At 57.4% G+C, this 25,217-nt stretch carries 21 protein-coding genes and 1 other RNA gene; 19 read left to right on the top strand and 3 right to left on the bottom strand.

Annotated features, from left to right (window positions below; genetic code table 11):
- Positions 1-21: 21 nt before the first annotated feature.
- Positions 22-405, bottom strand: coding sequence for a YraN family protein (locus GPM19_RS01160; RefSeq protein ID WP_160417051.1), 384 nt, complete (start codon positions 403-405; stop codon positions 22-24).
- Entirely contained in the window at positions 395-1,900 is a 1,506-nt protein-coding gene (locus GPM19_RS01155; protein ID WP_160417050.1) for a penicillin-binding protein activator, read from the bottom strand. Before GPM19_RS01155 ends, GPM19_RS01160 begins: the two co-directional genes overlap by 11 nt.
- Before the next feature lie 112 nt (positions 1,901-2,012).
- On the opposite strand from GPM19_RS01155, the gene rsmI reads away from it, so the two are divergent.
- The 17 genes from rsmI (at position 2,013) to lpxC (ending at position 21,219) form a co-directional block, all read left to right on the top strand.
- Positions 2,013-2,870 (top strand): 16S rRNA (cytidine(1402)-2'-O)-methyltransferase, encoded by an 858-nt coding sequence (gene rsmI, locus GPM19_RS01150; RefSeq protein ID WP_160417049.1) that lies wholly within the window; start codon positions 2,013-2,015, stop codon positions 2,868-2,870.
- Positions 2,871-2,902: 32 nt separating this feature from the next.
- Positions 2,903-3,257: RNase P RNA component class A (gene rnpB, locus GPM19_RS01145), an RNA gene on the top strand.
- Positions 3,258-3,306: 49 nt separating this feature from the next.
- The gene (rsmH, locus tag GPM19_RS01140) at positions 3,307-4,263 is read left to right on the top strand and encodes a 16S rRNA (cytosine(1402)-N(4))-methyltransferase RsmH (RefSeq protein WP_160417048.1); all 957 of its coding nucleotides are present in this window, start codon (positions 3,307-3,309) and stop codon (positions 4,261-4,263) included.
- A 9-nt stretch (positions 4,264-4,272) separates the two neighbouring features.
- On the top strand, positions 4,273-4,608 hold the full coding sequence (ftsL, locus tag GPM19_RS01135; protein ID WP_160417258.1) for a cell division protein FtsL: 336 nt from the start codon (positions 4,273-4,275) through the stop codon (positions 4,606-4,608).
- On the top strand, positions 4,605-6,311 hold the full coding sequence (locus GPM19_RS01130) for a peptidoglycan D,D-transpeptidase FtsI family protein (protein WP_160417047.1): 1,707 nt from the start codon (positions 4,605-4,607) through the stop codon (positions 6,309-6,311). Before ftsL ends, GPM19_RS01130 begins: the two co-directional genes overlap by 4 nt.
- A 19-nt stretch (positions 6,312-6,330) precedes the next feature.
- A complete protein-coding gene (locus GPM19_RS01125) occupies positions 6,331-7,830 on the top strand; it encodes a UDP-N-acetylmuramoyl-L-alanyl-D-glutamate--2,6-diaminopimelate ligase (protein WP_160417046.1) in 1,500 nt (499 codons plus the stop codon).
- The gene (locus GPM19_RS01120) at positions 7,827-9,185 is read left to right on the top strand and encodes a UDP-N-acetylmuramoyl-tripeptide--D-alanyl-D-alanine ligase (RefSeq protein ID WP_160417045.1); all 1,359 of its coding nucleotides are present in this window, start codon (positions 7,827-7,829) and stop codon (positions 9,183-9,185) included. Before GPM19_RS01125 ends, GPM19_RS01120 begins: the two co-directional genes overlap by 4 nt.
- 9 nt (positions 9,186-9,194) lie before the next feature.
- Positions 9,195-10,277 (top strand): phospho-N-acetylmuramoyl-pentapeptide-transferase, encoded by a 1,083-nt coding sequence (mraY, locus tag GPM19_RS01115; protein WP_160417044.1) that lies wholly within the window; start codon positions 9,195-9,197, stop codon positions 10,275-10,277.
- 41 nt (positions 10,278-10,318) lie between these two features.
- Complete coding sequence (gene murD / locus GPM19_RS01110) at positions 10,319-11,710, top strand: UDP-N-acetylmuramoyl-L-alanine--D-glutamate ligase (RefSeq protein ID WP_160417043.1); 1,392 nt, start codon at positions 10,319-10,321, stop codon at positions 11,708-11,710.
- On the top strand, positions 11,707-12,930 hold the full coding sequence (gene ftsW / locus GPM19_RS01105) for a putative lipid II flippase FtsW (protein WP_160417042.1): 1,224 nt from the start codon (positions 11,707-11,709) through the stop codon (positions 12,928-12,930). The genes murD and ftsW overlap by 4 nt, the downstream gene beginning before the upstream one ends.
- Positions 12,930-14,024, top strand: coding sequence for an undecaprenyldiphospho-muramoylpentapeptide beta-N-acetylglucosaminyltransferase (gene murG / locus GPM19_RS01100; protein WP_371829345.1), 1,095 nt, complete (start codon positions 12,930-12,932; stop codon positions 14,022-14,024). The genes ftsW and murG overlap by 1 nt, the downstream gene beginning before the upstream one ends.
- A 59-nt stretch (positions 14,025-14,083) precedes the next feature.
- Positions 14,084-15,496, top strand: a complete 1,413-nt coding sequence (gene murC, locus GPM19_RS01095) for a UDP-N-acetylmuramate--L-alanine ligase (protein WP_160417257.1) — start codon at positions 14,084-14,086, stop codon at positions 15,494-15,496.
- Between the two features lie 41 nt (positions 15,497-15,537).
- Positions 15,538-16,437 (top strand): D-alanine--D-alanine ligase, encoded by a 900-nt coding sequence (locus GPM19_RS01090; protein ID WP_160417256.1) that lies wholly within the window; start codon positions 15,538-15,540, stop codon positions 16,435-16,437.
- A complete protein-coding gene (locus GPM19_RS01085) occupies positions 16,434-17,174 on the top strand; it encodes a cell division protein FtsQ/DivIB (protein WP_160417040.1) in 741 nt (246 codons plus the stop codon). Before GPM19_RS01090 ends, GPM19_RS01085 begins: the two co-directional genes overlap by 4 nt.
- 476 nt (positions 17,175-17,650) lie before the next feature.
- A complete protein-coding gene (gene ftsA / locus GPM19_RS01080) occupies positions 17,651-18,940 on the top strand; it encodes a cell division protein FtsA (protein WP_160417039.1) in 1,290 nt (429 codons plus the stop codon).
- Positions 18,941-18,974: 34 nt separating this feature from the next.
- Positions 18,975-20,147 (top strand): cell division protein FtsZ, encoded by a 1,173-nt coding sequence (ftsZ, locus tag GPM19_RS01075; RefSeq protein ID WP_114487651.1) that lies wholly within the window; start codon positions 18,975-18,977, stop codon positions 20,145-20,147.
- A 160-nt stretch (positions 20,148-20,307) separates the two neighbouring features.
- Entirely contained in the window at positions 20,308-21,219 is a 912-nt protein-coding gene (lpxC, locus tag GPM19_RS01070; RefSeq protein ID WP_160417038.1) for a UDP-3-O-acyl-N-acetylglucosamine deacetylase, read from the top strand.
- A gap of 105 nt (positions 21,220-21,324) precedes the next feature.
- Here lpxC and GPM19_RS01065 read toward each other — a convergent pair whose 3' ends face one another.
- Positions 21,325-21,792: a DUF721 domain-containing protein gene (locus GPM19_RS01065; protein ID WP_160417037.1), complete on the bottom strand. Its 468-nt coding sequence runs from the start codon at positions 21,790-21,792 to the stop codon at positions 21,325-21,327.
- 209 nt (positions 21,793-22,001) lie between these two features.
- On the opposite strand from GPM19_RS01065, the gene GPM19_RS01060 reads away from it, so the two are divergent.
- Positions 22,002-22,361, top strand: coding sequence for a hypothetical protein (locus tag GPM19_RS01060; RefSeq protein ID WP_160417036.1), 360 nt, complete (start codon positions 22,002-22,004; stop codon positions 22,359-22,361).
- 81 nt (positions 22,362-22,442) lie between these two features.
- Positions 22,443-25,187: a preprotein translocase subunit SecA gene (gene secA / locus GPM19_RS01055; protein ID WP_160417035.1), complete on the top strand. Its 2,745-nt coding sequence runs from the start codon at positions 22,443-22,445 to the stop codon at positions 25,185-25,187.
- The last annotated feature ends 30 nt before the right edge of the window (positions 25,188-25,217 follow it).

Raw genomic sequence — 25,217 nt, 5'->3', positions numbered from 1 at the left:
GGCTTCCTGGTCCAAAGGGGGTCAAAACGCATCGAAGGCTGCCTTGACCCAGGTAAAAGACAGGTCGGGGAGCGTGCCGGTGACGGCCAGGACATCGAAGCGGCAACCACATGATAGCTTGTTGCGCGCCAGATAAAAACGCGCTGCGCGCACCAGGCGCTGTTGCTTTCGCGGGGTGACGGTTTCCAATGGATGACCGTAACGACTAGTGACCCGATGTTTGACTTCGACAAACACCAGGGTTTCGCCGTCACGCATCACCAGGTCAAGCTCGCCGCCCTTGGCGTGCTGATTACTGGCCAGCAAGACCAAGCCTTGCTGGCCCAGCCACTGAGCGGCAATGCGTTCCATGGCCGCGCCTCGAGCGCGAGCCGTTCGTGAATCGGTTTTGGGATCAGTCGGCATGGTTCAAGCCGGGAGTCAGAATGGGGCGGGGTACGCCATTCTGGAATTTGGCCCAGGGTAGCTCACGGCGAATGCGTCCGTCAGCGGTGAGGCGCAAGGTGCCGGTGCTGCCCTGCAGGCCATTTTCCAATACGGCGGGAGTAGCAAGTCCCAAGGCGATTTCCAGGGCGTCCACTCCCATTGCCATCAAGCGAAACATGGAGGCATCGGCTTTGTCTTGCAGGCTCTGGTAGGTGTTATAAAACGGTAAGGCTTCTTTACCACCCACAGCAGCGTCCGGAATCTGCCAAGGAATATCCATGAACATCACGTCATCCAGATCTTTGTCCAGCCGTGGCTGCAGGCGGCCTTCGTGTAGATGGGATGTTGCGTAAATCGGCAGGTTTTGAGCGTAGTAATAATCCAGTGTAGGCGGTACCTGGCGGGCATACTCGGGCAGGGCGAGCAAGAACAGGATGTCGATATTGCCCAGGCGAGCGCGTTCGCCGCTGACATTCAGGGCGGTGCGTACCGCAGCGGAAACGGCATTATCGGGCTGATAGCGTATTGCATTGGTGATGTCGCCGCCTTGACGTTGCCATTGATTCCAGAAGGCTTCACCGACACGGCGCCCCCACTCATTGTCGGGGACCATGAGAGCAGCTTGGCGATGGCCGTCCTGCCAGGCGCGCTCAGCGGCTTGGCGTGCTTCGTCTTCAGCAGAAAGGCCGTATTGGAATAAACGGCGTGCCTGGTTGTGCTCGCCGCTGCCATAGTTCAATGCCAGTGTAGGCAGCGGAACGCTATCACGTTGCTCAAGCTGGCTGACTTTTTCCTTGTCGAGTGGACCGATCACCAGCTGGGCACCCATTTGGCGTGCGCGGTCATAGAGCGCATCCAAGCTTTCCCGAGAAGTATTCATGAAGCTTAACTGAACCGAGGTGTCGCTCAGCTGCTGATGGCGTTGCATGGCCATGGCAATCGTGTCGGCCACATTGGAAAGCGGGCCTGTTTCGGGTAGAAAGACCGCAATATGGCGAATTTCCTGGCCCTCTAATTCGGGCAATGCCAAGAGAGCAGGGTCTGGTTGATCCAGCACAGCTCTGGCCCAGTCTCGACGTTCAGCAAGGGTTCGTTGCTGGGCGGCACTCATAGGTAATTCATCATCCAGCACTTGCGTGGCTCTAAGAACGGCTCTGGGGTCGTCTTCGCCTCTAGCCAGTTCCGAAAACAGCAATGCCCAGCGCACGCGCGCTTGTTGGGCAAGGTTGCTTTCCTCGATGCTGTCGGCAATCTCGAGGGCCTGCTCCCGCCGGCCTTGGCGAGCGAGAATATCGGCTGCTTCCAGGCGAGTTATGGCTGCTTGCTCGGGGGCCTGCTGAGCGGCTTGTTCCAATAGCTGGTTGGGATCGCCTTCGGGAAGGCGATCTACGGGGAAGGGAGGTTGTAGGGTGCAACCGGCGACCAGCAAGGTAATTAGCGTGGTGGCCAACAGGCCACGCAATGAATGTTTCATGTATCCTTCCTCAATTCCCGTTTACGCTTTCGTTGGTAAGTCACCTGTTAGTGAGCTATTGCACAAGCATAGCGCACCGTTAGTGCAAGCCATCCACAAATCAGGAGTCATGATGACACACAAGAAGGCCGGCACATTGTACGTGGTTGCCACGCCAATTGGGAATCTGGAGGACATGACGCCCCGGGCCGCACGCATTTTGGCGGAAGTGGATCGAGTGGCAGCGGAAGACACGCGCCACAGCGGCCGGCTGTTGACGCATCTCGGTGTAAAGGTTCCCATGCTGTCGCTGCATGAGCATAACGAAGCCCAGCGTGTAGAAACATTGGATGCTTACTTGGAAGCCGGCGAAAATATCGCCTTGATCAGTGATGCCGGTACTCCATTGATCAGCGACCCGGGGTTCGTGCTGGTGCGTGAATTACGAGCGCGCAATCGTCATGTCGTGCCCCTGCCGGGTGCCTGTGCCTTGGTCACGGCACTTTCCGGGGCGGGGTTGCCTACCGACCGCTTCGTGTTCTGTGGTTTTCTTCCTGCCAAGCAAGGTGCGCGTCGCCAGCAGTTGGTCGAATGGAAAGCTCGAGCGGAAACATTGGTGTTCTATGAGTCACCGCATCGTATCCAGGCAACGTTGGAAGCCCTGCATGAACAGTTCGGGGGGCGACGCATCGTGTTGGCGCGAGAACTCACCAAGACGTTTGAAACCTTCCTGCAAGGCACCGCGAGTGAATTACTGGCAACACTCGAAGAAGATCCCAATCAGGCACGCGGCGAATTTGTAGTGATGGTCGAGGGCAACAAGGCCGAGATGGATTCGGAATGCCAGGAAATAAAGGCCCAGACGTTACTCGATGCCTTGCTTGCCGAAGGCGTTGGCGTCAAGCAGGCGGCCTCGGTGGCAGCTCGTTTGATGGGGGGGCGCAAGCAAGTCTGGTATGCGCGCCTGCAAGCAATCAAAAGCGGGGATTGAGGGTAAGCCAAGGCACTGGTATGCTTGCCGCCGGAGTTGGCCAGACAGTCGCCGCTGAGGTGTCAAAACCTCAGGGGAGGAAAGTCCGGGCTCCATAGGGCAGAGTGCCAGGTAACCCCTGGGCGGCGTGAGCCGACGGAAAGTGCAGCAGAGAGTAGACCGCCTAAGCCTTTCGAGGCCGGTAAGGGTGAAAGGGTGCGGTAAGAGCGCACCGCGCGCCTGGTAACAGTGCGTGGCATGGTAAACCCCACTCGGAGCAAGACCAAATAGGAACCCGTTGGCGTGGCCCGCGCTGGGTTCGGGTAGGTTGCTTGAGCATTGTGGTGACGCAATGCCTAGAGGAATGACTGTCCACGACAGAACCCGGCTTATCGGCCGACTCCCCCTCTTATCAGGGCTGCATGCTTGTGCACCCATTCAACCGTGTGAGATGTACATGCCTTCACCTGACGCTGAACAGGTCGTTTCCGGCTTTCGCCATGCCAGTGTGTTACTGGACGGAGCCGTGGAGGCACTGGTGAATGATCCCGAGGGTGTCTATCTGGATGGCACCTTTGGTCGTGGTGGCCATTCGCGTGCCATTCTGGCGCGCCTGGGGTCTTCCGGCCGGTTGTTGGCCATGGATCGTGACCCCCAGGCAATCGAAGAAGCACGACACCTCGATGATCCGCGTTTTTTCATTACCCAGCGCGATTTTGCCCGTTTGGGTGAGTTCGCAATGGAGCAGGGCGTGCATGGCAAGCTTGCCGGCGTGCTGCTGGATGTCGGTGTATCATCCCCCCAGTTGGATGACCCCGAACGTGGTTTCAGTTTCATGCGCGATGGCCCGCTTGATATGCGCATGGATCCCTCTCATGGGCAGAGTGCCGCTGATTTCTTGGTGCGTGCCAAGGAAGCGGAAATCGCTCAGGTATTCAAGACCTATGGTGAGGAGCGCTTTGCCAAACGCTTGGCGCGTGCGGTGGTGGAGCGCCGTAGTGAAAAGCCCTTTGAGCGTACTGTCGATCTGGCCGAGGTGTTGAAAGCCGCTCACCCGGCGTGGGAAAAGGGTAAACATCCAGCCACGCGGGCTTTCCAGGCTCTGCGCATTTATCTCAATCAAGAGCTTGAGCAGCTCGATGCCGCGCTTGAAGCCGCCCTTGAAGCGCTGGCTCCAGGCGGGCACCTTGTTGTAATCAGCTTTCATTCCCTGGAAGATCGCCGAGTAAAGCGTTTCATTCGCCGGCACGTACGTGGTGATACTGACGTGCCACGTGGCGTTCCGCTTCGCGATGATCAGCTCAACCGCCGCCTGGTAGGTCTGGGCAAAGGCCAGCGCCCCGGGCCGAGTGAAGTCGATGCCAATCCACGTGCGCGTAGTGCCGTCATGCGAGCGGCACGAAAACTGGCGTAAGCGGTCATGATGATACTTCTCCAGCCCGGACGTCTTCTTGCTTCCCTGCATAACGAGTGGCCTTTCAAGCTGCGGCTCAGTCTATGGTCGGCCATCATCACTGCCCTGTTCGTCGGCTGTATGGTGTCGGCCTTGGCAGTGGTGGCGACCAGCCATATGACGCGCACCCAATTTGCTCAATTGCAGCAACTAGAGCAGGAAAAAAATCAGTTGCAGACCGAATGGGGCCAGTTGCTGCTGGAAGAGGGGGCTTGGTCGACACCGGCACGTATCGAGCAGATCGCCACGCAGCGGCTGGGTATGCGTATTCCTGATGTCCATGATGTCGAGGTCATCAGGCCATGAGTATGTCGCGCCACAGCGTTACTTCCCGAGAGTCGTCGGTAGCGCCGCCGCTGGGCAGGGGTCGCATCATTCTGATGCTGGGGCTCATTCTGGTGGCGACAGCGGTATTGATGGGGCGTGTCGTGTTGCTGCAAGTGGTGGACCGGCCCTTCCTGCAAAGCCAGGGAGACGCTCGTACCCTGCGCCATGAAGCGATTCCCGCGCATCGCGGTATGATCACCGACCGTAACGGTGAGCCGTTGGCCATTTCCACGCCAGTGGTAACGCTCTGGGCCAATCCTCAGGAAATACCTGAGGATGCTATCCAGCGCATGATGCTGGCTCAGGCGCTGGGCATGTCACTAGAGAATCTCGATGCTCGGTTGGCACGCTATAGCGAGCATGAATTCATGTATTTGCGCCGGCAAATGACCCCCGATGATGCCCAGCGGGTGCTTAATCTACGCACGCCTGGGGTCTATCCTCAGCGTGAATACAAACGCTATTACCCGGCTGGCGAGGTGGCAGCCCAGTTGTTAGGGGTAACCAATGTCGATGATTTTGGTCAGGAAGGGCTAGAGCTTGCGTATCAATCTTACCTGGCAGGCCATGTGGGGCAGCGGCGAGTCATTAAAGATCGGCGGGGACGTCTGGTGCGCGAACTGGGCGTCGTTAAAGAAGCACAGCCGGGCGGTGAGCTGACGCTTTCCATCGATCAGCGTCTGCAATACATGGCCTATCGTGAACTGCGCTCGGCAGTGGCGGAGCATGACGCCGACGGCGGCATGCTGGTGATGATGGATGCGCACACCGGTGAAGTACTGGCGATGGCCAACCTGCCTTCCTACAACCCCAACAATCGCGCAGGGCTCGACCCGCGCGGGTTGCGTAACCAAGCCATTGTCGATGTGTTCGAACCGGGTTCGGTGGTCAAGCCTCTGGCTATGGCGGCGATTCTGGAAAGTGACGTCTTCGATCGCGACGTGGTGGTGGATACCTCACCTGGGTGGATGCGTATCGATCGGTTTACCATCCATGATATCCGTGATTACGGGGAGCTGGACTTGGCAGGCATTCTGGAAAAGTCTTCCAATATTGGCATGTCACGTCTGGCCTTGGAGTTATCCGATACCACTATCTGGGAAAAGTACAATCAACTGGGTCTTGGACAAAGCCCCGGTACCGGCTTTCCGGGTGAAGCCACGGGAAGTCTGCCGGCACCGGTGCGCTGGTCGCGCAGCGAGCGTGCTGCTCTTTCCTATGGTTACGGCTTGTCGGTGTCCGCTTTGCAACTGGCCAGTGCTTACACGGCGATAGCCAATGGTGGAGAACGTTTGCCGCCCTCTCTGTTGCGCCTGTCCCAAGCGCCTGCCGGGATACCGGCAATTGAGCCAGCGATTGCCCATGATCTCCTGCAAGTCATGGAAACCTCCGTGGGAGCTTCTTCAGGGGGGCGTCGGGCACGGGTCGATGGGTATCGGGTGGGAGGCAAGACCGGCACCGTTCGCAAGAATAACAGTCAAGGTTACGCAGAAAATGCCTACCGCAGTGTTTTCGTGGGTATCGCACCGATATCCGACCCACGCATCGTGACCGTGGTGATGATCGACAACCCCAAGGCAGGGGAATTCTATGGAGGCGCAGTGGCGGCACCGGTGTTTTCCAGTGTGACCGGCAATGCGCTTCGCTTGCTGGATGTGCCGCCGGACCAACAGACGCGTTAATATCGCTTCAGGAGAACTTATGCTGCCATCCCCTAATGACCTCTTAATCGCTTTACGCTCCCTATGGCCTACCGCCACCTTCCCTTCAACTCTTCCGCCGCTACCGGACAGGGTGCGCCTGGTGATGGATTCGCGCTGCGTTAGCCAAGGCGATGTGTTCGTTGCCGTGGCCGGCACTCAATATGACGGTCGTGAGTATATCGAGGCCGCCCTGGCGGCGGGAGCGGCATTGGTGCTGGCGCATGTGAAAAGTGGCGAGGTCAAGGTGGATGGATGCGTCATTCAGTTGCCCCATCTCGGCATGCGCCTGGGGGAGCTGGGACAGGTGCTATACAAGGTGGCCGATTCACTGGATGTCATGGCCGTCACGGGGACCAACGGGAAAAGTTCGGTCACGCATTATATCGCCGCTCTCAGCGAGCAGTTGGGCACGTCGGCGGGGGTAGTCGGTACCTTGGGTGTGGGTCGTCGGGGCGCTCTGGTAGACAGCGGATTAACGACCCCTGGTCCCTTGGCATTGCAGGCCAGGCTGGCGGAGCTTGCCGAACAGGGCGTGACACGCATCGCGCTTGAGGCTTCCTCTCATGCGCTCGATCAGCAGCGGCTCGATGCGGTGAATGTGAAAGTCGGTGTCTTCACCAACCTGAGCCGTGATCATCTTGATTATCATGGCAGCATGGCCGCCTATGCCGCCGCCAAAGCCAAGCTGTTTCGCCGCGCCGAACTGACGCTGGCGGTGGTCAATGCCGATGATCCTCTGGCGAGATTGATGCTGGCGGGCTGCTCTAAGGACGTCAGGGTGCTGGCCATCGGGCAGGACGAGGCCGTCACGCTACGGGTGTTGGACTGGCAGCCGCATGCGCTGGGTCAGCAGGCAATGGTGGCCACCCCGGAAGGCGAGATGGGGTTATCGCTCGCCTTGATGGGGCGCTTCAACCTGGATAACGTCTTGCTGGCGATGGCTACGCTTTATGGCTTGGGTGAGCCTTTGTCTTCGCTGTTTGCCGCTGCCGAAAAACTGTTGCCGGTACCCGGGCGCATGCAGTTGATATGTCAATCAGGCTCTCCTGGCGTGGTGATCGATTATGCCCACACGCCGGATGCGCTGGACAATGCCTTGCAGGCACTGCATGCCCATCTGGGTGACCAGGGCGCCTTGTGGTGTGTCTTCGGTTGCGGCGGTGAGCGTGACACGGGCAAGCGTGTGCAAATGGCCCGAGTTGTCGAGCAGTATGCTGACAAGGTAGTGGTAACCGACGATAACCCACGTGGGGAATCCGCTGCACAGATTCGCGAGCAGATCCTAGCAGGGTTCACCCCTGAGGCGCGGGAAAACGTGTTATCCATTGCCGGTCGCCGCGAGGCAATTGCTCAGGTGCTGGCTTTGGCGGCACCCGAAGACGTTGTGTTGATTGCTGGCAAAGGCCACGAAACCTATCAGGAAGTCGATGGCGTCCGTCACCCCTATTCCGATGACGAGCAAGTACAACAGGCGCTGGCTCGGCGGCGTGCATCATGAGATCGTGGACGCTTGCAGAGGTGGCTCAAGCGCTGGCTATACCACCGCCAGCGGAGGATCTGGCATTTACCGCTATCGTCACCGACACCCGCCGGGTGGTTCCTGGGTGCTTGTTCGTGGCGCTGAAAGGCGAGCGGTTTGATGCTCATGATTTCATTGCTCAAGCGCGCGAGCAGGGTGCCGCCGCCGCCCTGGTGGCAAGGCCGGTCGCAGACATATTGCCACAAATTCAGTGTAGCGATACGCAGCTGGCGCTGGGGCTATTGGGACGTTACCGGCGCGAGTGCTGGGGCAATTCGCTGGTGGCGGTGACCGGCAATAGCGGCAAGACCACGGTCAAGGAAATTCTTGCGGTACTGCTGGGCGGCCGCGAAACGACCCTGGCCACCCAGGGTAATCTCAATAATGCTATCGGCGCGCCACTGACCCTGCTGGAGCTTGATGAGTGTCATCAATCGGCGGTAGTCGAGCTGGGCGCCAATCACTTGGGGGAAATCGCCTGGACGACTGCCATGGCCAAGCCGCAGGTGGCAGTTATCACCAATGTTACCGGCGCCCATATAGGCGAGTTTGGCGGGATGGGGAATATCGCCCAGGCCAAAGGCGAGATACTCACAGGTCTCTCGGCGGATGGAGTGGCGGTGCTCAATCTGGATGATGTCTATTACCACTTCTGGGCGGCGCTTGCCGCGCCTCGCCAGGTATGGAGTTTCGGTCTGGATGAGCGTGCCCGGGTTCACGCTCGGGCGCTTTCCTGTGATGCCGTGGGACGCTATGCTTTCACGCTGGCGGCGGCGGGGTGCGAGCTTGGTCGGGTGTCATTGCCTTTATTGGGCAAGCATAATGTGAGTAATGCACTGGCCGCTTCGGCGGCTGCGCTGGCCTTGGGGGTCGAGCCCTCTCAGGTGATTTCCCGCTTGAGTCAGGTGAGCGCCTTGCCGGGCAGGCTGTGTGCGGTAGACGGGCCGCACGGTGCATGCATTCTGGATGACAGTTACAATGCCAATCCCGGCGCGATGCAAGCCGCTCTGGAAACGCTGGCAAGCCTGCCCCGCCCGCATTGGTGTGCCTTCGGCGCCATGGGTGAGCTGGGAAGCGAGGCTGAACGTCTGCACATCGAGGTCGGTGATCAGGCCCGTGCGCTGGGAATCGAGGTCCTGTTGACCTTCGGTGAGCCAGCACAGGCGGCTAGCCGGGCATTCGGCGCAGGAGGGCAACATTTCACCGATCATGCGGCGCTGGTGCGCCATGTCATTAATACTCTGCCGCCCGGAGCCAGTCTTCTGGTAAAGGGATCGCGTAGTGCGGCAATGGACACTGTCGTTGCTGCATTACGTTCGGATAAACCAAGGTAAACGCCGTTCATGTTACTTTATTTGGCGAATTTTCTAGCGCATTTTCAAAGTGCGTTTCAGGTATTCAATTATCTTACTTTGCGCGTCATTCTGGGTGCCTTGACCTCCTTGTTGATTTGCTTGTGGCTAGGGCCCTGGGTGATTCGGCGCCTGGTCGAGGGGCAGATCGGCCAAGCCGTTCGCGACGATGGTCCGCAATCGCACCTATCCAAGGCGGGAACGCCGACGATGGGCGGCGTCATGATCTTGTTGGCGATTGCCTTCAGTACGCTGATATGGGGCGACTTGAGCAATCACTATGTATGGATCGTGCTGGGCGTCACGCTCGGCTTTGGCGCAATTGGCTGGGTCGATGATTATCGCAAGGTGGTGGAGAAGAATCCCCGCGGCTTGCCGGCCCGCTGGAAGTATCTGTGGCAGTCTGTCGTGGGGTTGGGCGCTGCGGGACTGCTGTACTTTACAGCGGCAAGTCCGGTGGAAACCAGCCTGATCCTGCCGCTGTTCAAGGACTTCGTGCTACCCCTGGGGCTGTTTTATATCGTTCTGACCTATTTCGTGATCGTGGGCAGTTCCAATGCGGTCAACTTGACCGACGGCCTTGACGGCCTGGCAATCATGCCGACGGTACTGGTGGCCATGGGACTGTCGGTATTCGCCTATGTCAGCGGTAATAGCGTCTTTGCCGACTACCTGCACATGCCGTTTATTCCCGGTGCCGGCGAACTGGCGGTATTCTGCGGCACGATCGCCGGGGCCGGGCTGGGGTTTCTCTGGTTCAATACCTATCCCGCTCAGGTGTTCATGGGTGACGTAGGTGCTTTGGCGCTGGGGGCGGCGCTAGGTGTCGTGGCGGTGATCGTGCGTCAGGAAATCGTGCTGTTCATCATGGGTGGCATTTTCGTTGTGGAAACGTTGTCGGTGATACTGCAGGTGGGCTCTTACAAACTCACCGGGCGACGCATTTTCCGCATGGCCCCGCTACATCACCATTATGAACTCAAGGGCTGGCCCGAGCCTCGCGTGATCGTGCGTTTCTGGATCATCACCGTGGTACTGGTGCTGTTGGGCCTGGCGACACTCAAGCTTCGTTGAACCGCCTGTCGGGCGCCGTTCAAGGTGACAAGGAACCTTCGATGGTCAAGGTACCCAAGGGTTTGACACTGGTGGTCGGGCTTGGCATTTCCGGACGGGCGATCTGTCGCCATCTCGAACGTTGCCAGGTCGCTTTCATGGTGGCGGATACGCGGGCCACTCCGCCGGGCATTGACGATTTTCATGCCGCTCATCCCGGCGTGAAGGTGCATTGCGGCGCGCTCTCTGAACTGGATCTTTCCGAAGTGGAAGAAGTGGTGCTCAGCCCCGGCATTGACCCCATGGCACCGGGGCTGGAAATGTTGACGGAGCAAATCAATCCCGTTACCGGGGAGCCGCGTCTGGTGGGTGAAATCGCGCTGTTCGTACGCGCTGCCAAGGCGCCGATTGCGGCGATTACCGGATCCAATGCCAAGTCCACGGTGACCACCCTATTGGGAGAAATGGCGGTGGAATCCGGCATAAAGGCTGCCGTGGGCGGAAACCTGGGCACGCCGGCACTCGATCTGCTCGCCGATGAGCCCGAGGCACCGCTGTATATTCTGGAACTCTCCAGCTTTCAATTGGAAACCACGCCGCATCTGGGCGCGGCAAGCGCGGCCTTTCTCAACCTGAGTGAAGATCATCTCGACCGCCATGGGGATATGCAGGCATATCAGGCCACCAAGCAACGCATTTTTAACGGTGCCCAACATGGGGTGGTCAATGCCGATGATGCTTATACTTGGCCGTCTCGCCCGGTTGTTTCACAGGCGCGTTTTACCCTGAACCCCCCCGAGGGGAATCAATGGGGTATCGCCGACCAGGCAGGCGAGCCTTGGTTGATGCAAGGCGCCACGCCTTGGTTGTCGATAGCCGAGTTGAAAATGCCGGGACGCCATAATCAGGCCAATGCCTTGGCTTCTCTGGCGATGGGTCAGGCCCTGGGGTTCAAGCGCAATGCCATGCTCGAGGTGTTGAAGCGCTTCAAGGGGCTTGCTCATCGTACCGAGGTGGTGGGTGAGATCAACGGCGTCACTTGGATCAATGACTCCAAGGGCACGAATGTGGGCGCTACCCTGGCAGCCATCGAAGGGATCGGCGGTACTCTTTCCGGGCGGTTGATTCTCCTGGCGGGAGGCGTGGGCAAGGGGGCGGATTTCACGCCGCTTGCCGGCCCCTTGTCCCGCTGTGCTCGCTTGGTGCTGGTGTTCGGGACTGATGCAGAACATCTCTGCGCGGCCTTGAAAGACAGTGTCGTTGTTCAAAAAATGGACCAGATGCACCAGGCCATTCAAGCTGCCCATGCCGTCGCTGAGCCAGGAGATTGTGTGTTGCTGTCTCCGGCCTGTGCGAGTCTCGATCAATTTGCCAACTATCAGGAACGTGGCGATATCTTTCGCGGCGAGGTGTCCAGGTTGGCGACCCAGGCCAGCCAGCAGGAGGCGACATGAATCGCTGGAAACGTTTTTGCCAAGCGGTTTCAACCCGCCAACTTCCGTGCGATGTGTGGTTGATCTTGGCCGCGATATTGTTAGCGGGACTGGGCTGGGTGATGGTCAGTTCGGCTTCCATCGGCTTGTTGGAAGACAGTTATCACTACAGCAAGCAACATGGAGTATTCCTGGTAGTGGCCATCGGGGCGCTGTTTTTCACGCTCTGTGTTCCCCTTGAGGTCTGGCGACAGAATGCCAGCTTGTTGCTGGTCATCAGCATCGCCATGTTGCTCCTGGTCCTGGTGATCGGTCAGGAGATCAACGGCAGCAAACGTTGGATTGCCTTGCCCGGCCCACTACCCAGTTTGCAGGTCTCCGAGTTTGCCAAGGTGGGGGTGATTATCTACATGGCCGCGTTCATGTCGCGATTTGCCTATGAGCTACGCCATCGTGCCTTCAGTTTGTGGCGCCCTCTGGCGGTGCTCGCCGTACCTATAGGGCTATTGTTTCTGGCCCCGGATTTCGGGGGCATGGTGGTATTTACCGCTTGCGTGATAGGCATGTTGATGATGGCTGGCGCTTCCTTGACGTTACTATTGGGAAGCGGTGGATTTTTGGCTGCAGGCGCAGTGCTGCTGGTGGCCAATGAGCCCTATCGCTTGGCGCGTTGGACCAGTTTCCTCGACCCTTGGGCGGATCAATTCGCCACGGGGTATCAATTGACTCAGGCGCTGATTGCCTTCGGGCGTGGCCATGTGACCGGCACCGGCTTGGGTAACAGCGTACAGAAATTGCACTACCTACCCGAAGCGCATACCGACTTCATTTTCGCCGTGGTGGCCGAAGAGCTGGGTATGCTGGGGGCAATCAGCGTGGTGCTGCTTTTCGCCCTGCTGATTGTCCGGGCCATGTTGATCGGTCGGCGCGCGGAAATGGCCGGCCACCTGTTCGCCTCCTACATGAGTTACGGTATCGGTTTTATCATTGCCGCTCAGGCTTTCATCAACATGGCGGTGAGCTCAGGCCTATTACCTACCAAGGGATTGACGCTGCCGCTGGTGAGTTATGGCGGCTCGAGTCTATTGGTTACCGGCATCATGCTGGGACTTTTGCTGCGCGCCGATGCTGAAACTCGTCGTCAACCCCAGCGTGCATCCACCCCTTACAAGGCGCGTCATGAGCCTCGGCTGTCGCGGAGCGGTGTCAGGTCGCAATCGGTTCAAAGGAGCAAACAGTGATTACGACATCAGCTCGGCGCATTCTAATCATGGCGGGGGGAACCGGTGGCCATGTGATTCCCGCGCTTTCTCTGGCGCGCTCATTAAGCGCCCAGGGCGTTGAAGTGCAGTGGCTGGGAAGTCCAAAAGGGATTGAAAACCGTCTGGTGCCCGAAGCGGGTATCCCCTTGCATCATGTCGCTATCAGCGGCTTGAGAGGCAAGGGGCTGAGTGGTTGGCTCAAAGCACCACTCAATCTCAGCCGTGCGGTGTGGCAAGCGCGCCGAGTGATCACTGACTTCGACCCTCAACTGGTGGTGGGAATGGGAGGGTTCGCCAGCGGCCCCGGGGGGCTTGCCGCCTGGCTGTGTCGCAAACCGTTGGTGGTGCATGAGCAAAATGCCGTGGCCGGATTAACCAATCGCGTGTTATCACGTCTGGCTCGGCAAACCTATGCGGCTTTTCCTGACGCATTCGGTGACCGTGCAGAGGTCGTCGGTAACCCGGTGCGTGAAGACATCGCCGCATTGGGGAACAGTCCCCGTACGGTCGAGGAGATGCAGAAACGCCCCTTGCGCCTGCTGGTGGTCGGGGGGTCGCTTGGGGCGGTATCGCTAAATGAACGTCTGCCGCAGGCATTGGCCGCGCTTGCCACCGAGCAGCGCCCTGAGGTATGGCATCAGGCCGGACGTGACCGGGACGAGGATACCTTGGCGCGCTACCGGAAATATGGGATGCCGGCGAAGGTCAGCGCCTTTATCGATGATATGGCACAAGCCTACGCCTGGGCCGACCTGGTGGTGTGCCGTGCCGGTGCCTTGACGGTGGCGGAGCTGGCTGCCGCTGCCAAGCCCTCATTGCTGGTACCGTTCCCTTATGCCGTGGATGACCATCAGCGAATCAATGCCCAGGTATTGGTAAATGCCGGTGCCGCCGTCTGTGTGGTGCAATCGGCACTCTCTGAAGACGAACTCAAGAGGCAGCTGACTCAGCTGCTCAAACCAGAGACACTGGCCACCATGGCTGCCAAGGCACGCCAGGCCGCCCGCCTGGATGCCACCCAACGCCTGGCAACCGGCTGCATGGCCCTAGCATTTCAAGGAGACACCGCGTGACCGATTCTTCGATTCAGCCCCTTTCCCGGCCGATTCCCGCCACACCCCAAGGGCCGGGAATGCGCCGTATCCACCGCATTCATTTCGTGGGTATCGGCGGGGCGGGCATGTGCGGTATCGCCGAAGTTCTTGCCAACCAGGGGTATGCCGTCAGCGGCAGCGACCTCAAGGAGTCGGCGGTATTGCAGCGCCTGCGTGACTGCGCGGTTCGCGTGATGATCGGGCATGCGGAAACCCATGTCAGCGGTGCCGATGTGGTGGTGGTGTCGAGCGCGATCGATGAGAGCAATCCGGAAATACGTTGGGCCAATGAACACCGAGTGCCGGTAGTGCGCCGCGCCGAAATGCTGGCCGAACTGATGCGTTTTCGCCATGGTATCGCTGTGGCGGGAACTCATGGAAAGACCACCACGACTAGTCTGACGGCCACCTTGTTGGCGGAAGGTGGATTGGACCCGACCTTCGTGATCGGTGGCAAATTGACCAGTGCCGGGACCAATGCGCGCTTGGGAGAAGGCGATTACCTGGTGGCGGAAGCCGATGAATCGGATGCCTCCTTTCTGCATCTGCAGCCCATGATGTCGATCGTCACCAACATCGATGCCGATCACATGGCGACCTACGGCGGTGATTTCGAGCGCTTGAAAAGCACCTTCATCGAGTTTCTGCATAACCTGCCTTTCTATGGCCTGGCGGTGCTATGCATCGATGACCCCCATGTGCGCGGTCTTCGTGATCAGGTCAAGCGCCAGTTTGTTACCTATGGCTTTGACGAGGATGCCGATTATCGCATCGTTGATTTCCGCCAGGCCGGTGGCGAGGTGCAATTTACCGCCCTGCGGCCGGGGGGGGCTGCATCTCTTGACGTGCATTTGGCGATGCCGGGACGCCATAACGCCTTGAATGCCATGGCAGCGATTGTCGTGGCTACCGATGCCGGCGTGAACGACGTTGCGATCCTGCGGGGATTGGTAGGCTTTGCCGGTGTCGGCCGGCGCTTTCAGGTGCATGGAAACTTCTCCCTGCCGGGTGTCGAGGGCGAGGTCATGCTGGTGGACGACTACGGACACCACCCCCGTGAAGTGGACATGATTATCCAGGCGGTGCGCGCCGGCTGGCCGGAGCGTCGCCTGGTCATGCTGTACCAGCCTCATCGTTACAGCCGGACCCGAGATCTCTACGAAGATTTCGTGCGTGTGTTGTCGGGCGTGGATACCTTGGTACTGCTGGACGTATACAGTGCTGGAGAGGCGATGATTCCCGGCGCCGAGGGACGTACCCTGGCAGGCTCGATTCGTCAGCGTGGCGAGGTGGATCCCTTGTTTGTGGAACATAAAAACGAATTACCCCCGTTATTGGCGCGGATCTTGCGCCCGGGAGACATTCTTATCACTCAAGGCGCGGGGGATGTAGGAGGTATTGCCCAGCGCTTGGCGCAAGCGAAACTAATGATGGAGGAGGTGGTTCTGTGAGCAAATTATCGCGTTCTCAGGATTCAGGCTGGGGCGACGTCATGGTGATTTACGGCGGTCGCTCCGCCGAACGCGAGGTGTCGCTTAAAAGTGGTGCCGCAGTGCTGGAAGCGCTTCGTCGATCAGGGGTTTCAGCCTTTGGCTACGACCCGGTTGAAGGCGGCCTGGGAGGGCTGGAAACCCTGTCGCCTTCACGGGTTTTCATTGCCTTGCATGGCCGTGGCGGTGAAGACGGCACCCTTCAGGGAGCGTTGGAATTACTCGGCATTCCCTACACTGGAAGCGGTGTGCTGGCCTCCGCGCTGGGGATGGACAAGCAACGCACCAAGCAGATTTGGCAAGCACTCGGCCTGCCTACTCCGGAAAGCATCATGCTGCAGCCCGACTCGGATTGGAGCCAAGTGGTAGAGATGCTGGGCTTGCCCTTGATCGTCAAACCGGTACACGAAGGTTCCACCTTGGGAATCAGTATCGTGAAAAGCCAGGCTGCCTTGGAAGCCGCTTATCAGGATGCGGCTCGTTTCGATGCTCGAGTGATGGCCGAGCGCTTCATCCAGGGAGAGGAGTACACAGTGGCTCTGCTGGGTGATCAAGCGCTGCCGGCGATTCGAGTCGAGGTACCTGGCGGCTTCTATGATTACGAGGCCAAGTACGTTTCCAATACCACCCGTTACCACATACCCTGCGGGTTGAATGAAGCCGATGAAGCCGCGCTTGCGAGACTCTGCCAGGAGGCGTATGCCGCTACTGGCGGGGAAGGATGGGGGCGTGTGGATGTCATGCGCGATGCTCAGGGGCGCTTCTGGTTGCTGGAAGTTAATACCGTGCCGGGTATGACCGACCACAGCCTGGTGCCTCAGGCAGCCGCGCACGCCGGTATCGACTTTGATGCCTTGGTTTGTCGGATACTCGAGACAGCCGGGAAGCAGGGCGGACAATGACACGGCGTAATGCCTGGTGGGGCGTGTTATTACTGGGTCTGCTGCTAGGGGCTGGCGGCAGGGCGCTGTGGCTATGGCTGGATCGCCCGATCGAGCGAGTGTCCATTCACGGTGAATGGGAGCATGTCAGCGCAGATTATCTGCGAACCCAGCTTGCCCCCTTGGTGCAAGGGTCGACCTGGTTGTCGGTAGACTTGGGGGAACTGCGCGAGCAAGCGCTTGAGATAGGCTGGCTGCAAGAAGTCAGGTTGTCGCGAGAGTGGCCTGATGCCTTGGCATTCGAGCTGGTGGAACAACAGCCGGTGGCACGCTGGAACGATGACTTTCTACTCAATCCAGAGGGTGAGTCCTTTGCGTTTGCGCCCTTGACAGCGCCATCCGAACTGCCCGACCTAGCGGGGCCGGCGGGCAGCGGAAAAGAAGTGTTGGTTTATTATCAACGACTTGTTCCTAGGCTTGAGTCTTTGGCATTGAAGTTGACGCAGCTTAGGCTTGAGCCGCGTGGCGCGTGGCGCTTACAAATGGATGATCGCGTTTGGGTAATGTTGGGGCGTCGTCAACATGAGGTGCGTCTGGCACGTTTGTCGGCTTCCTGGGAGCGTGAACTGCATCGTCAGGCTACCCAGATACGCTACATAGACTTGCGCTATCCTAACGGGGTGGCTGTCGCTTGGCACGGAGAAAGCGAGTTTGATTCCATTGCTGCCTCAGAGGAGGCTGTGTCTAACGATCGATAATTTGAACGTTAGACGCTAAAAAGACTTAAGTATTTAGTGGGTAAAAAATTTTAGTATTGCTAATGAGAAAGTATGCATTGAAGCGAAAATTCGAGCCATAAATTCTGTTTACTTAAAAGTAAGCAGTTGCCAACGCCCTGCGCAGGGTTTTAATTGGCTTGAAGGATCAGTATTGTAGACCGAACTAGTCGTATAGCGTCTTGGGTTCCTATACTATGGTTCTTGCAAGTTGCAAAATCTGGGTGAATCTTGTAGGCCAAGTTTATTATTGCATTGATAAAAGTTGTGCTTATTTGTCGCTGGTTATTGGCCGCCTTGCCCTTGGGTGGTTCGTCAATGCAGGTAGCTGTGCAAAACGGCTGCTAAAAATGGCCGTTGAATATCTTGTGTTAAATAAATTGTTATATTTTGTTGTCGTTAGCATCAGGGGCTAAAGACTACTATTTTGAAGTAACCAGAAGGAGAATACCCGACTCATGGCAGGCTTACCCAACGCATCCAACATGGTAGTCGGGCTGGACATTGGTACGTCCAAGGTCGTCGCAATAGTCGGCCAACGAACCGATGACGGAGGAATTGAAATTGCCGGTATTGGTTCGCATCCTTCCCGGGGTATGAAACGTGGCGTTGTTATCAATATCGAGTCCACGGTTCAATCGATTCAGCGCGCGGTCGAGGAAGCAGAATTAATGGCAGGCTGCGACATTCACTCGGTATATGTCGGGGTCGCAGGTAGTCATATCAGCTCAATGAATTCCGATGGCGTGGTGGCGATCAAAGAGCGAGAGGTCACTCCTTCGGATATAGAACGTGTCATTGATTCCGCACGTGCGCGCGCCATTTCCGAAGGTCAGCGTGTCCTTCACGTCTTGCCTCAAGAATTTTCTATCGATGCACAAGGCGGAATCCGCGAGCCACTGGGGATGTCGGGAGTGCGTCTTGAAGCGCAAGTGCATCTAGTAACAGCGGCTATGAATGCCGTGCAGAATATTGAAAAATGCGTACGGCGCTGTGGGCTTGAGGTTGATGCGATTATTCTGGAGCAACTTGCCTCAAGCATGGCGGTATTGACTGAAGATGAGCGCGAACTGGGTGTCTGCATGGTGGATATCGGGGGCGGTACCACTGACATGGCGGTGTTCAGCGAAGGCGCCATTCGACATACGGCGGTGATTCCTATTGCGGGGGACCAAGTTACCAATGATATTGCCATGGCACTTCGTACACCGACTCAGCACGCTGAAGAAATCAAGGTTAAGTATGCCTGCGCTCTGACACAACTTGCTGCTAGTGATGAAATGATCAAGGTGCCGAGTGTGGGTGATCGACCGGCGCGGGATTTGTCGCGTCAAGCGTTGGCGGAGGTGGTCGAACCGCGTTATGAAGAACTTTTTACGTTAATTCGTGACGAACTGAGGCGTAGTGGTTACGAAGATATGGTAGCCGCAGGAGTCGTATTGACCGGCGGAACATCGCGGATGGAAGGTGTCAGCGAGCTTGCCGAAGAAATCTTCCACATGCCGGTGCGTATCGCGTCACCGCAGAATGTGAAAGGGCTTGCCGATGTGGTGCGTAACCCGATTTATGCCACGGGCGTGGGTTTACTGCATTATGCTCTTAAAGAAGGGCCTAATGAGCATAGTCGGCAAAGCCAAGTGGGAGTAAGCTCGGCATCAACGGGGCGTCATGACGTCTCTCGGCGCGATGACAAGAATGGCAATACGGCGCTGGCAAGAGTCAAAGGCTGGTTCAAAGGAAATTTCTGACAGGACCGCAAGCGCGGTTCAGGAGACGGGGCTTATGTTCGAATTGATAGATAACGCACCCTCGAGCAGTGCGGTCATCAAGGTAGTGGGTGTTGGCGGTGGCGGTGGTAATGCTGTCAATCATATGGTGGAAAGCAATATTGAGGGTGTGGAGTTCATTTGCTTCAATACAGATGCTCAAGCCCTTAAGCGTGTTTCCGCCAAGACTGTGCTGCAGTTGGGCAGTGAGATAACCAAAGGGCTTGGGGCTGGCGCAAATCCCGACGTGGGGCGCCAAGCCGCGATGGAAGACCGTGATCGCATTGCCGAACTCTTGAGCGGTGCCGACATGGTGTTTATCACAGCCGGTATGGGCGGCGGCACAGGAACCGGTGGTGCGCCGGTGGTGGCTCAGGTAGCCAAGGAACTGGGTATTCTGACGGTTGCCGTTGTGACCCGGCCTTTCCCGTTTGAAGGACCGAAGCGCATGCGTGCAGCGGAAGAGGGCATGAAAGAGCTCTCCGAGCATGTCGACTCCTTGATCACGATTCCCAACGAAAAGTTACTGTCGGTATTGGGCAAGAACGCAACCCTGTTGACCGCCTTTAGTGCTGCCAACGATGTATTGCTGGGTGCCGTCCAAGGCATCGCCGAGCTGATCACCAGCCCGGGCATCATCAACGTCGACTTTGCCGACGTTCGCACGGTCATGTCGGAAATGGGCATGGCGATGATGGGAACAGGCGGTGCGACCGGTGAAAATCGTGCCCGTGAAGCGGCAGAAAAGGCCATTCGCAGCCCATTGTTGGAAGATATCGATCTGCACGGTGCTCGAGGCATCCTGGTCAATATCACTGCCGGCCCAGACTTGTCGATTGGCGAATTCAATGATGTCGGTGCGACGGTGCAAGAATTTGCTTCGCAGGAAGCCACTATCGTTGTGGGTACTTCCATCGACATGGAAATGTCCGACGAACTGCGCGTTACCGTCGTGGCAGCTGGATTGGATGGTCAGCAGACCAAGAAAACAGCGCGTGAGCCTGTCCGGCGTACCGCTGCCGATTCATCGGATTATCGCAAGCTGCAGCAGCCTACCGTAATGCGTCAGCAGGCCACGGCACGTGCAGAGGCGAAAGAGCCGGCAAAGCCGCGCCCGGAAAAGCGGCGAGCCAGTGAGGCGGACGACTATCTGGACATTCCGGCGTTTTTACGCCGTCAAGCGGATTGATCTGAGTAAATTGATCCTTGCCAAGCAGTATATTGCAATAGCAAACGGGCGTTTCTTTTGTGGAAATGCTCGTTTGCTGTTAAAGTGAACACTGTTCGTTAAGTTGATTTTCCGTTTTTATGTCCATTTCGTCATCGTCACCAGAGTCCGGGTATCGCCCATGATCAGACAACGCACCCTGCAAAATGTCATCCGCGCCACTGGAGTGGGGCTGCACTCCGGAAAGAAGGTTCATCTGGCGCTGCGCCCTGCTCCGGTCAATACCGGTATCGTTTTCGTCAGGACCGATCTCGACCCTGTCGTTGAAGTGCCGGCACGGGCCGCACTGGTCGAAGACACCACATTGTGCACGGCTCTATCGCTTGAGGGAGTCAAGGTGGCAACCGTGGAGCACCTGATGTCGGCATTTGCCGGTTTGGGTATCGATAATGCTTATGTCGATGTGAGTGCACCTGAAATCCCGATCATGGATGGTAGCGCCAGTCCTTTTGTATTCCTGATTCAGTCCGCGGGTATCCTGGAGCAGGACGCACCTAAAAAATTCATCCGTATCAAGCGTAAGGTGACGGTCCAGGCGGATGACAAGGAAGCCACGTTCCTGCCTCATCATGGATTCAAAGTGTCGTTCGCGATTGATTTTGATCATCCTGTATTCGATCAGCAGAAGCAGACAGCGTTGATTGATTTCTCCACGACCTCCTTTGTCAAGGAAGTCGCGCGAGCACGCACTTTTGGTTTCATGCGCGACCTTGAGTTTCTGCGCGCCAATAACCTGGCGCTCGGCGGAAGCCTGGACAATGCCATCGTGATCGATGATTATCGCATCGTGAATGAAGGTGGGTTGCGCTACGAAGATGAGTTCGTCAAACACAAGGTGCTGGATGCCATCGGCGATCTCTACCAGTTGGGGTATAGTCTGATCGGCGAATTCCGCGGCGTGAAATCAGGCCATGCATTGAATAACCAGTTGTGCCGTGAATTGTTGGCGCAACCGGATGCCTATGAAATCGTTACGTTTGAAGAGGAAAAAGCCATCGCTCCAATTTCCTATTCAGCGCCGGCGATGGCATAAGATAGCGACTTGTTTTACACATGACGTTTAAAGGCACTGCGACTTTCGCGGTGCCTTTTGCTATGTGACATTCAAGGTGGTGGTCGAATCTATGCTATGGCGGAGTCATGGTGTCCGGGAGGATGTTGCGTGGCTCGCAAGTCGTTGCAATGCGTCTTTCAGCCCAGGGTCGGCCACATCATCGGCACAGCGCACCAAAGTATCGCCTGCTGTATCGGAAAGTGTGCGGGTGTTGCGAACAGGCGCTTTCGGCGGGCGAACAGGGCGTACCTTGAGGGTCAGGCCGGTGATCGATTCGAAGCCCGGTAGTTGATGAAGCAGGGAAATCAGGCGAGATTGTTCGAAACGTAGCCAAGTCAGCCAGACGGCACGGTTGGTAATCACGGTCAAGCGCCCTTGGCTATACCCCCCTACGAAGACATATTCCCGCATTTCCTCGGGCAGGTGGGCACGTAAATGGCGCTGGGCCAGATCAATCAGGCGCGACTGGCGCATCAAGTGGCCCAGCCCGCCTGGTTCGTTCAGGAGTCGGGAGATGGGCTGGGCGCGTGAGCGCTTAACCTTTATACTCATGGCCTTGATTCCTGAGGAAGCTCCCTCATCTTGTGTTCTCCGAGGTATTTTCCTGAATTTTTTTGTAGGATCTGCTTTCAGAGATAGTTCTTTGAGATAGTTCTTCGAGATAGTTCTTTCGGATTCAGATTGCTTCGGTTCGGCGTGTAGCGTCGCACCGGTATTCATTCAGCGCAAGAGCCTAACACGCTCAGGAGCCAGTCCACAGCATGTCGTTGCCTTCTGTCTTGCCGGCTGCCGCACCGAGGCGCCAACGTCGCCATGGGGTTGCCCGGTGGTGGTTGGCCGGCCTACTGGTTAGCTGTTTACTGCCTGCGGGGCTTGGCCAAACCGACACATTGCGTATTGGTGAACGCGTGGTCTCGGTATGTTTCTGGATGCCGGCTATCTTGCGGGCTCGTTCGCATTGGTTTGCCAAACGTCGCAAGGCGCATCCTCGCTCCCGTGTGTTGCGTATCCTTCCCGTACTGGCTGTGCGGCTTCCGCCGGCCTTCGGCCTCGGCATGAAATTGCCCATGCCCGCCGCTCATGATGTGTTGACACAACGCGGTCCTCCTGTCTCGACCTGATGCCATTCTGCAAAGTGACTACGACATACGAGGGTCACGGGCCATGCCTGGGACGGACATACGTGATTTACTGGATAGTTCATGATTAATAATTTATTACGCAAAGTGGTCGGCTCCAAGAACGATCGTGAAGTTAAACGCATGCACAAGAGCGTGCATCATATCAACGTTTTGGAAGCTGAACTCGAAGCACTGAGCGATGCCGACTTGCAGGCTAGGACGGGGGAGCTGCGCAAACGATTGGATAATGGCGAACCACTGGATTCGTTGCTTCCGGCTGCCTTTGCCATCGTACGTGAAGCCAGTAAACGTGTGATGGGAATGCGTCACTTCGATGTGCAGATGATCGGTGGCATGACCCTGAACAAGGGACGTATTGCAGAGATGAAAACCGGGGAAGGCAAGACCCTGGTGGCCACATTGGCGGTATATCTCAATGCATTGCCCGGAAAAGGCGTGCATGTAGTGACCGTAAACGACTACCTGGCCCGGCGTGATGCTGAATGGATGCGTCCCTTGTACGAGTTCCTGGGGCTCTCGATCGGCGTTATCTTTTCCGGCCAGAACGGTGATGAAAAGCGCCATGCTTATCGGTGCGATATTACCTACGGCACCAATAACGAATTCGGCTTCGATTATCTGCGCGACAACATGGCGTTTTCCCTGGAAGACAAGGTTCAGCGTGGCCTGCATTATGCCATTGTCGATGAAGTGGATTCCATTCTGATCGATGAAGCGCGCACCCCCTTGATCATTTCCGGTGCCGTGGATGAGAACACCGAGCTTTACAAGGTGGCTGACCGGCTGGCGCTGGAACTGGAAAAAGGCGAGGAAATAGAAGGCGACGAGCCAACCGTGGTGGGCGACTTTCTGCTGGATGAAAAGCAGAAGCAGGTCGAGCTCACCGAGGAAGGCCACAACAAGGTAGAAGACTTGATGCGCGCCGAGAAGTTACTCGGCGAAGACGAGTCGCTTTATGCCGCTCAGAACCTGAACTTGTTGCAGCACATCCATTCCGCACTGCGTGCCCGTCATCTTTATCATCGTGATGTGGACTACATAGTCACTGAAGGTCAGGTGGTGATCGTCGATGAACATACCGGCCGCAGCATGCCGGGACGTCGTTGGTCCGAAGGCTTGCACCAGGCAGTGGAGGCCAAGGAAGGCGTCACCGTCCAGCGCGAAAGCCAGACACTGGCTTCCACCACCTTCCAGAATTACTTCCGGCTTTACGAAAAACTGGCCGGTATGACCGGGACGGCGGATACCGAAGCGTTCGAGTTTCGTCAGATCTACGGTCTGGATGTGATCGTCATTCCCACCAACCGGCCGCTGACGCGTAAAGACCTCAATGATCTCGTGTTCTTGAGCGCTGAAGAAAAGTACGAAGCCATCATAAAGGATGTAAAGACCGAAACCGAAGGGGGTCGCCCGGTTCTGGTGGGTACTGCGTCCATCGAGACCTCTGAATACCTGGCTCGTTTGATGAAAGAAGCGGGTATTCCGTTCAATGTGCTCAATGCCAAACAGCACCAGAGCGAAGCCGAAATTATTGCCCAGGCCGGTCGGCCGGGCGCGGTGACCATTGCCACCAACATGGCCGGCCGTGGTACGGATATCGTGCTCGGGGGTAACTGGGAAGCTGAAGTTGCCAAACTGGACAACCCCACCCAGGCACAAATCGACTCGCTCAAGGCTGAATGGCAGGCGCGCCATGAGGCAGTATTGGCGGCGGGCGGCTTGCACGTGGTGGGTTCGGAACGCCATGAATCACGGCGTATCGATAACCAGTTGCGCGGCCGTGCCGGGCGTCAGGGTGATCCAGGCTCGACACGCTTTTTCCTGTCGCTGGAAGATAGCCTGATGCGGCTGTTCGGCTCGGATCGCGTCAAGCGCTTGATGCAGGCGATGGGCCTTGAGCGCGGTGAAGCCATCGAACATAAAATGGTCTCCAACGCGGTGGAGCGGGCGCAAAAGAAAGTCGAAGGACGTAACTTCGATATTCGCAAGCAATTGCTGGAATACGATGATGTGGCCAACGACCAGCGCCGTGTCATCTACGAACAGCGCAACGAAATCCTCGCTTCCGACGATGTTTCCGAAGCCGTGAAGGGCATCCGTGAAGAAGTCATGGAAGCTGCCATCAGCGATTTCGTGCCGCCGCAGAGTCTGGCCGAGCAGTGGGATCTAGCCGGGCTCGAAGCCTATCTCAAGAGTGAATTTAACCTGGATGCGCCGGTAGTGGAGTGGGCGAAAGAGGATGACCGTTTCCACGAAGAGCAGCTGCGTGAGCGCTTGCAAACCATGCACCGTGAAGCGTATCAGGCCAAAATCGATTCGGCGGGTGAAACGCTGATTCGCCGCTTCGAAAAGCAGGTCATGTTGCAAGTGCTGGATACGCGCTGGAAGGAACACCTGCAGTCGATGGATCACTTGCGTCGCGGGATCCATCTGCGCGGCTACGCCCAGAAGAACCCCAAGCAGGAATACAAGCGCGAATCCTTTGAACTGTTTCAACATTTGCTGACCAACATCAAGGTGGATATCACGCGTATCCTCAGCCATGTGCAAGTGCGCCAGCCGGAAGAGGTCGAAGCTATTGAGCGCCAGCGCCGTGAGGCGTTGGCACGCGAACAGGCGACCGCCGATAGCCGCCACGACGACCCGAACGCCACTCAAGAGAGTGGCGAAGCACAGCCTGCGCGTGAAACGGCGGGGGTTGATGCGCGTCCTGTGCGCCGTGAAGGTCCCAAAGTGGGGCGAAATGACCCCTGTGTGTGCGGTTCCGGTAAAAAATATAAGCAGTGTTGCGGTAAGTTGAGCTGATTGACGGCGTTATAAGCCGAGCTGCCAAAT

Source organism: Vreelandella zhuhanensis, from assembly GCF_009793355.1.
GTDB lineage: Bacteria > Pseudomonadota > Gammaproteobacteria > Pseudomonadales > Halomonadaceae > Vreelandella > Vreelandella zhuhanensis.
The sequence above is the reverse complement of the archived record's forward strand: the minus strand, read 5'-3'. Positions and strand labels throughout refer to the sequence as shown.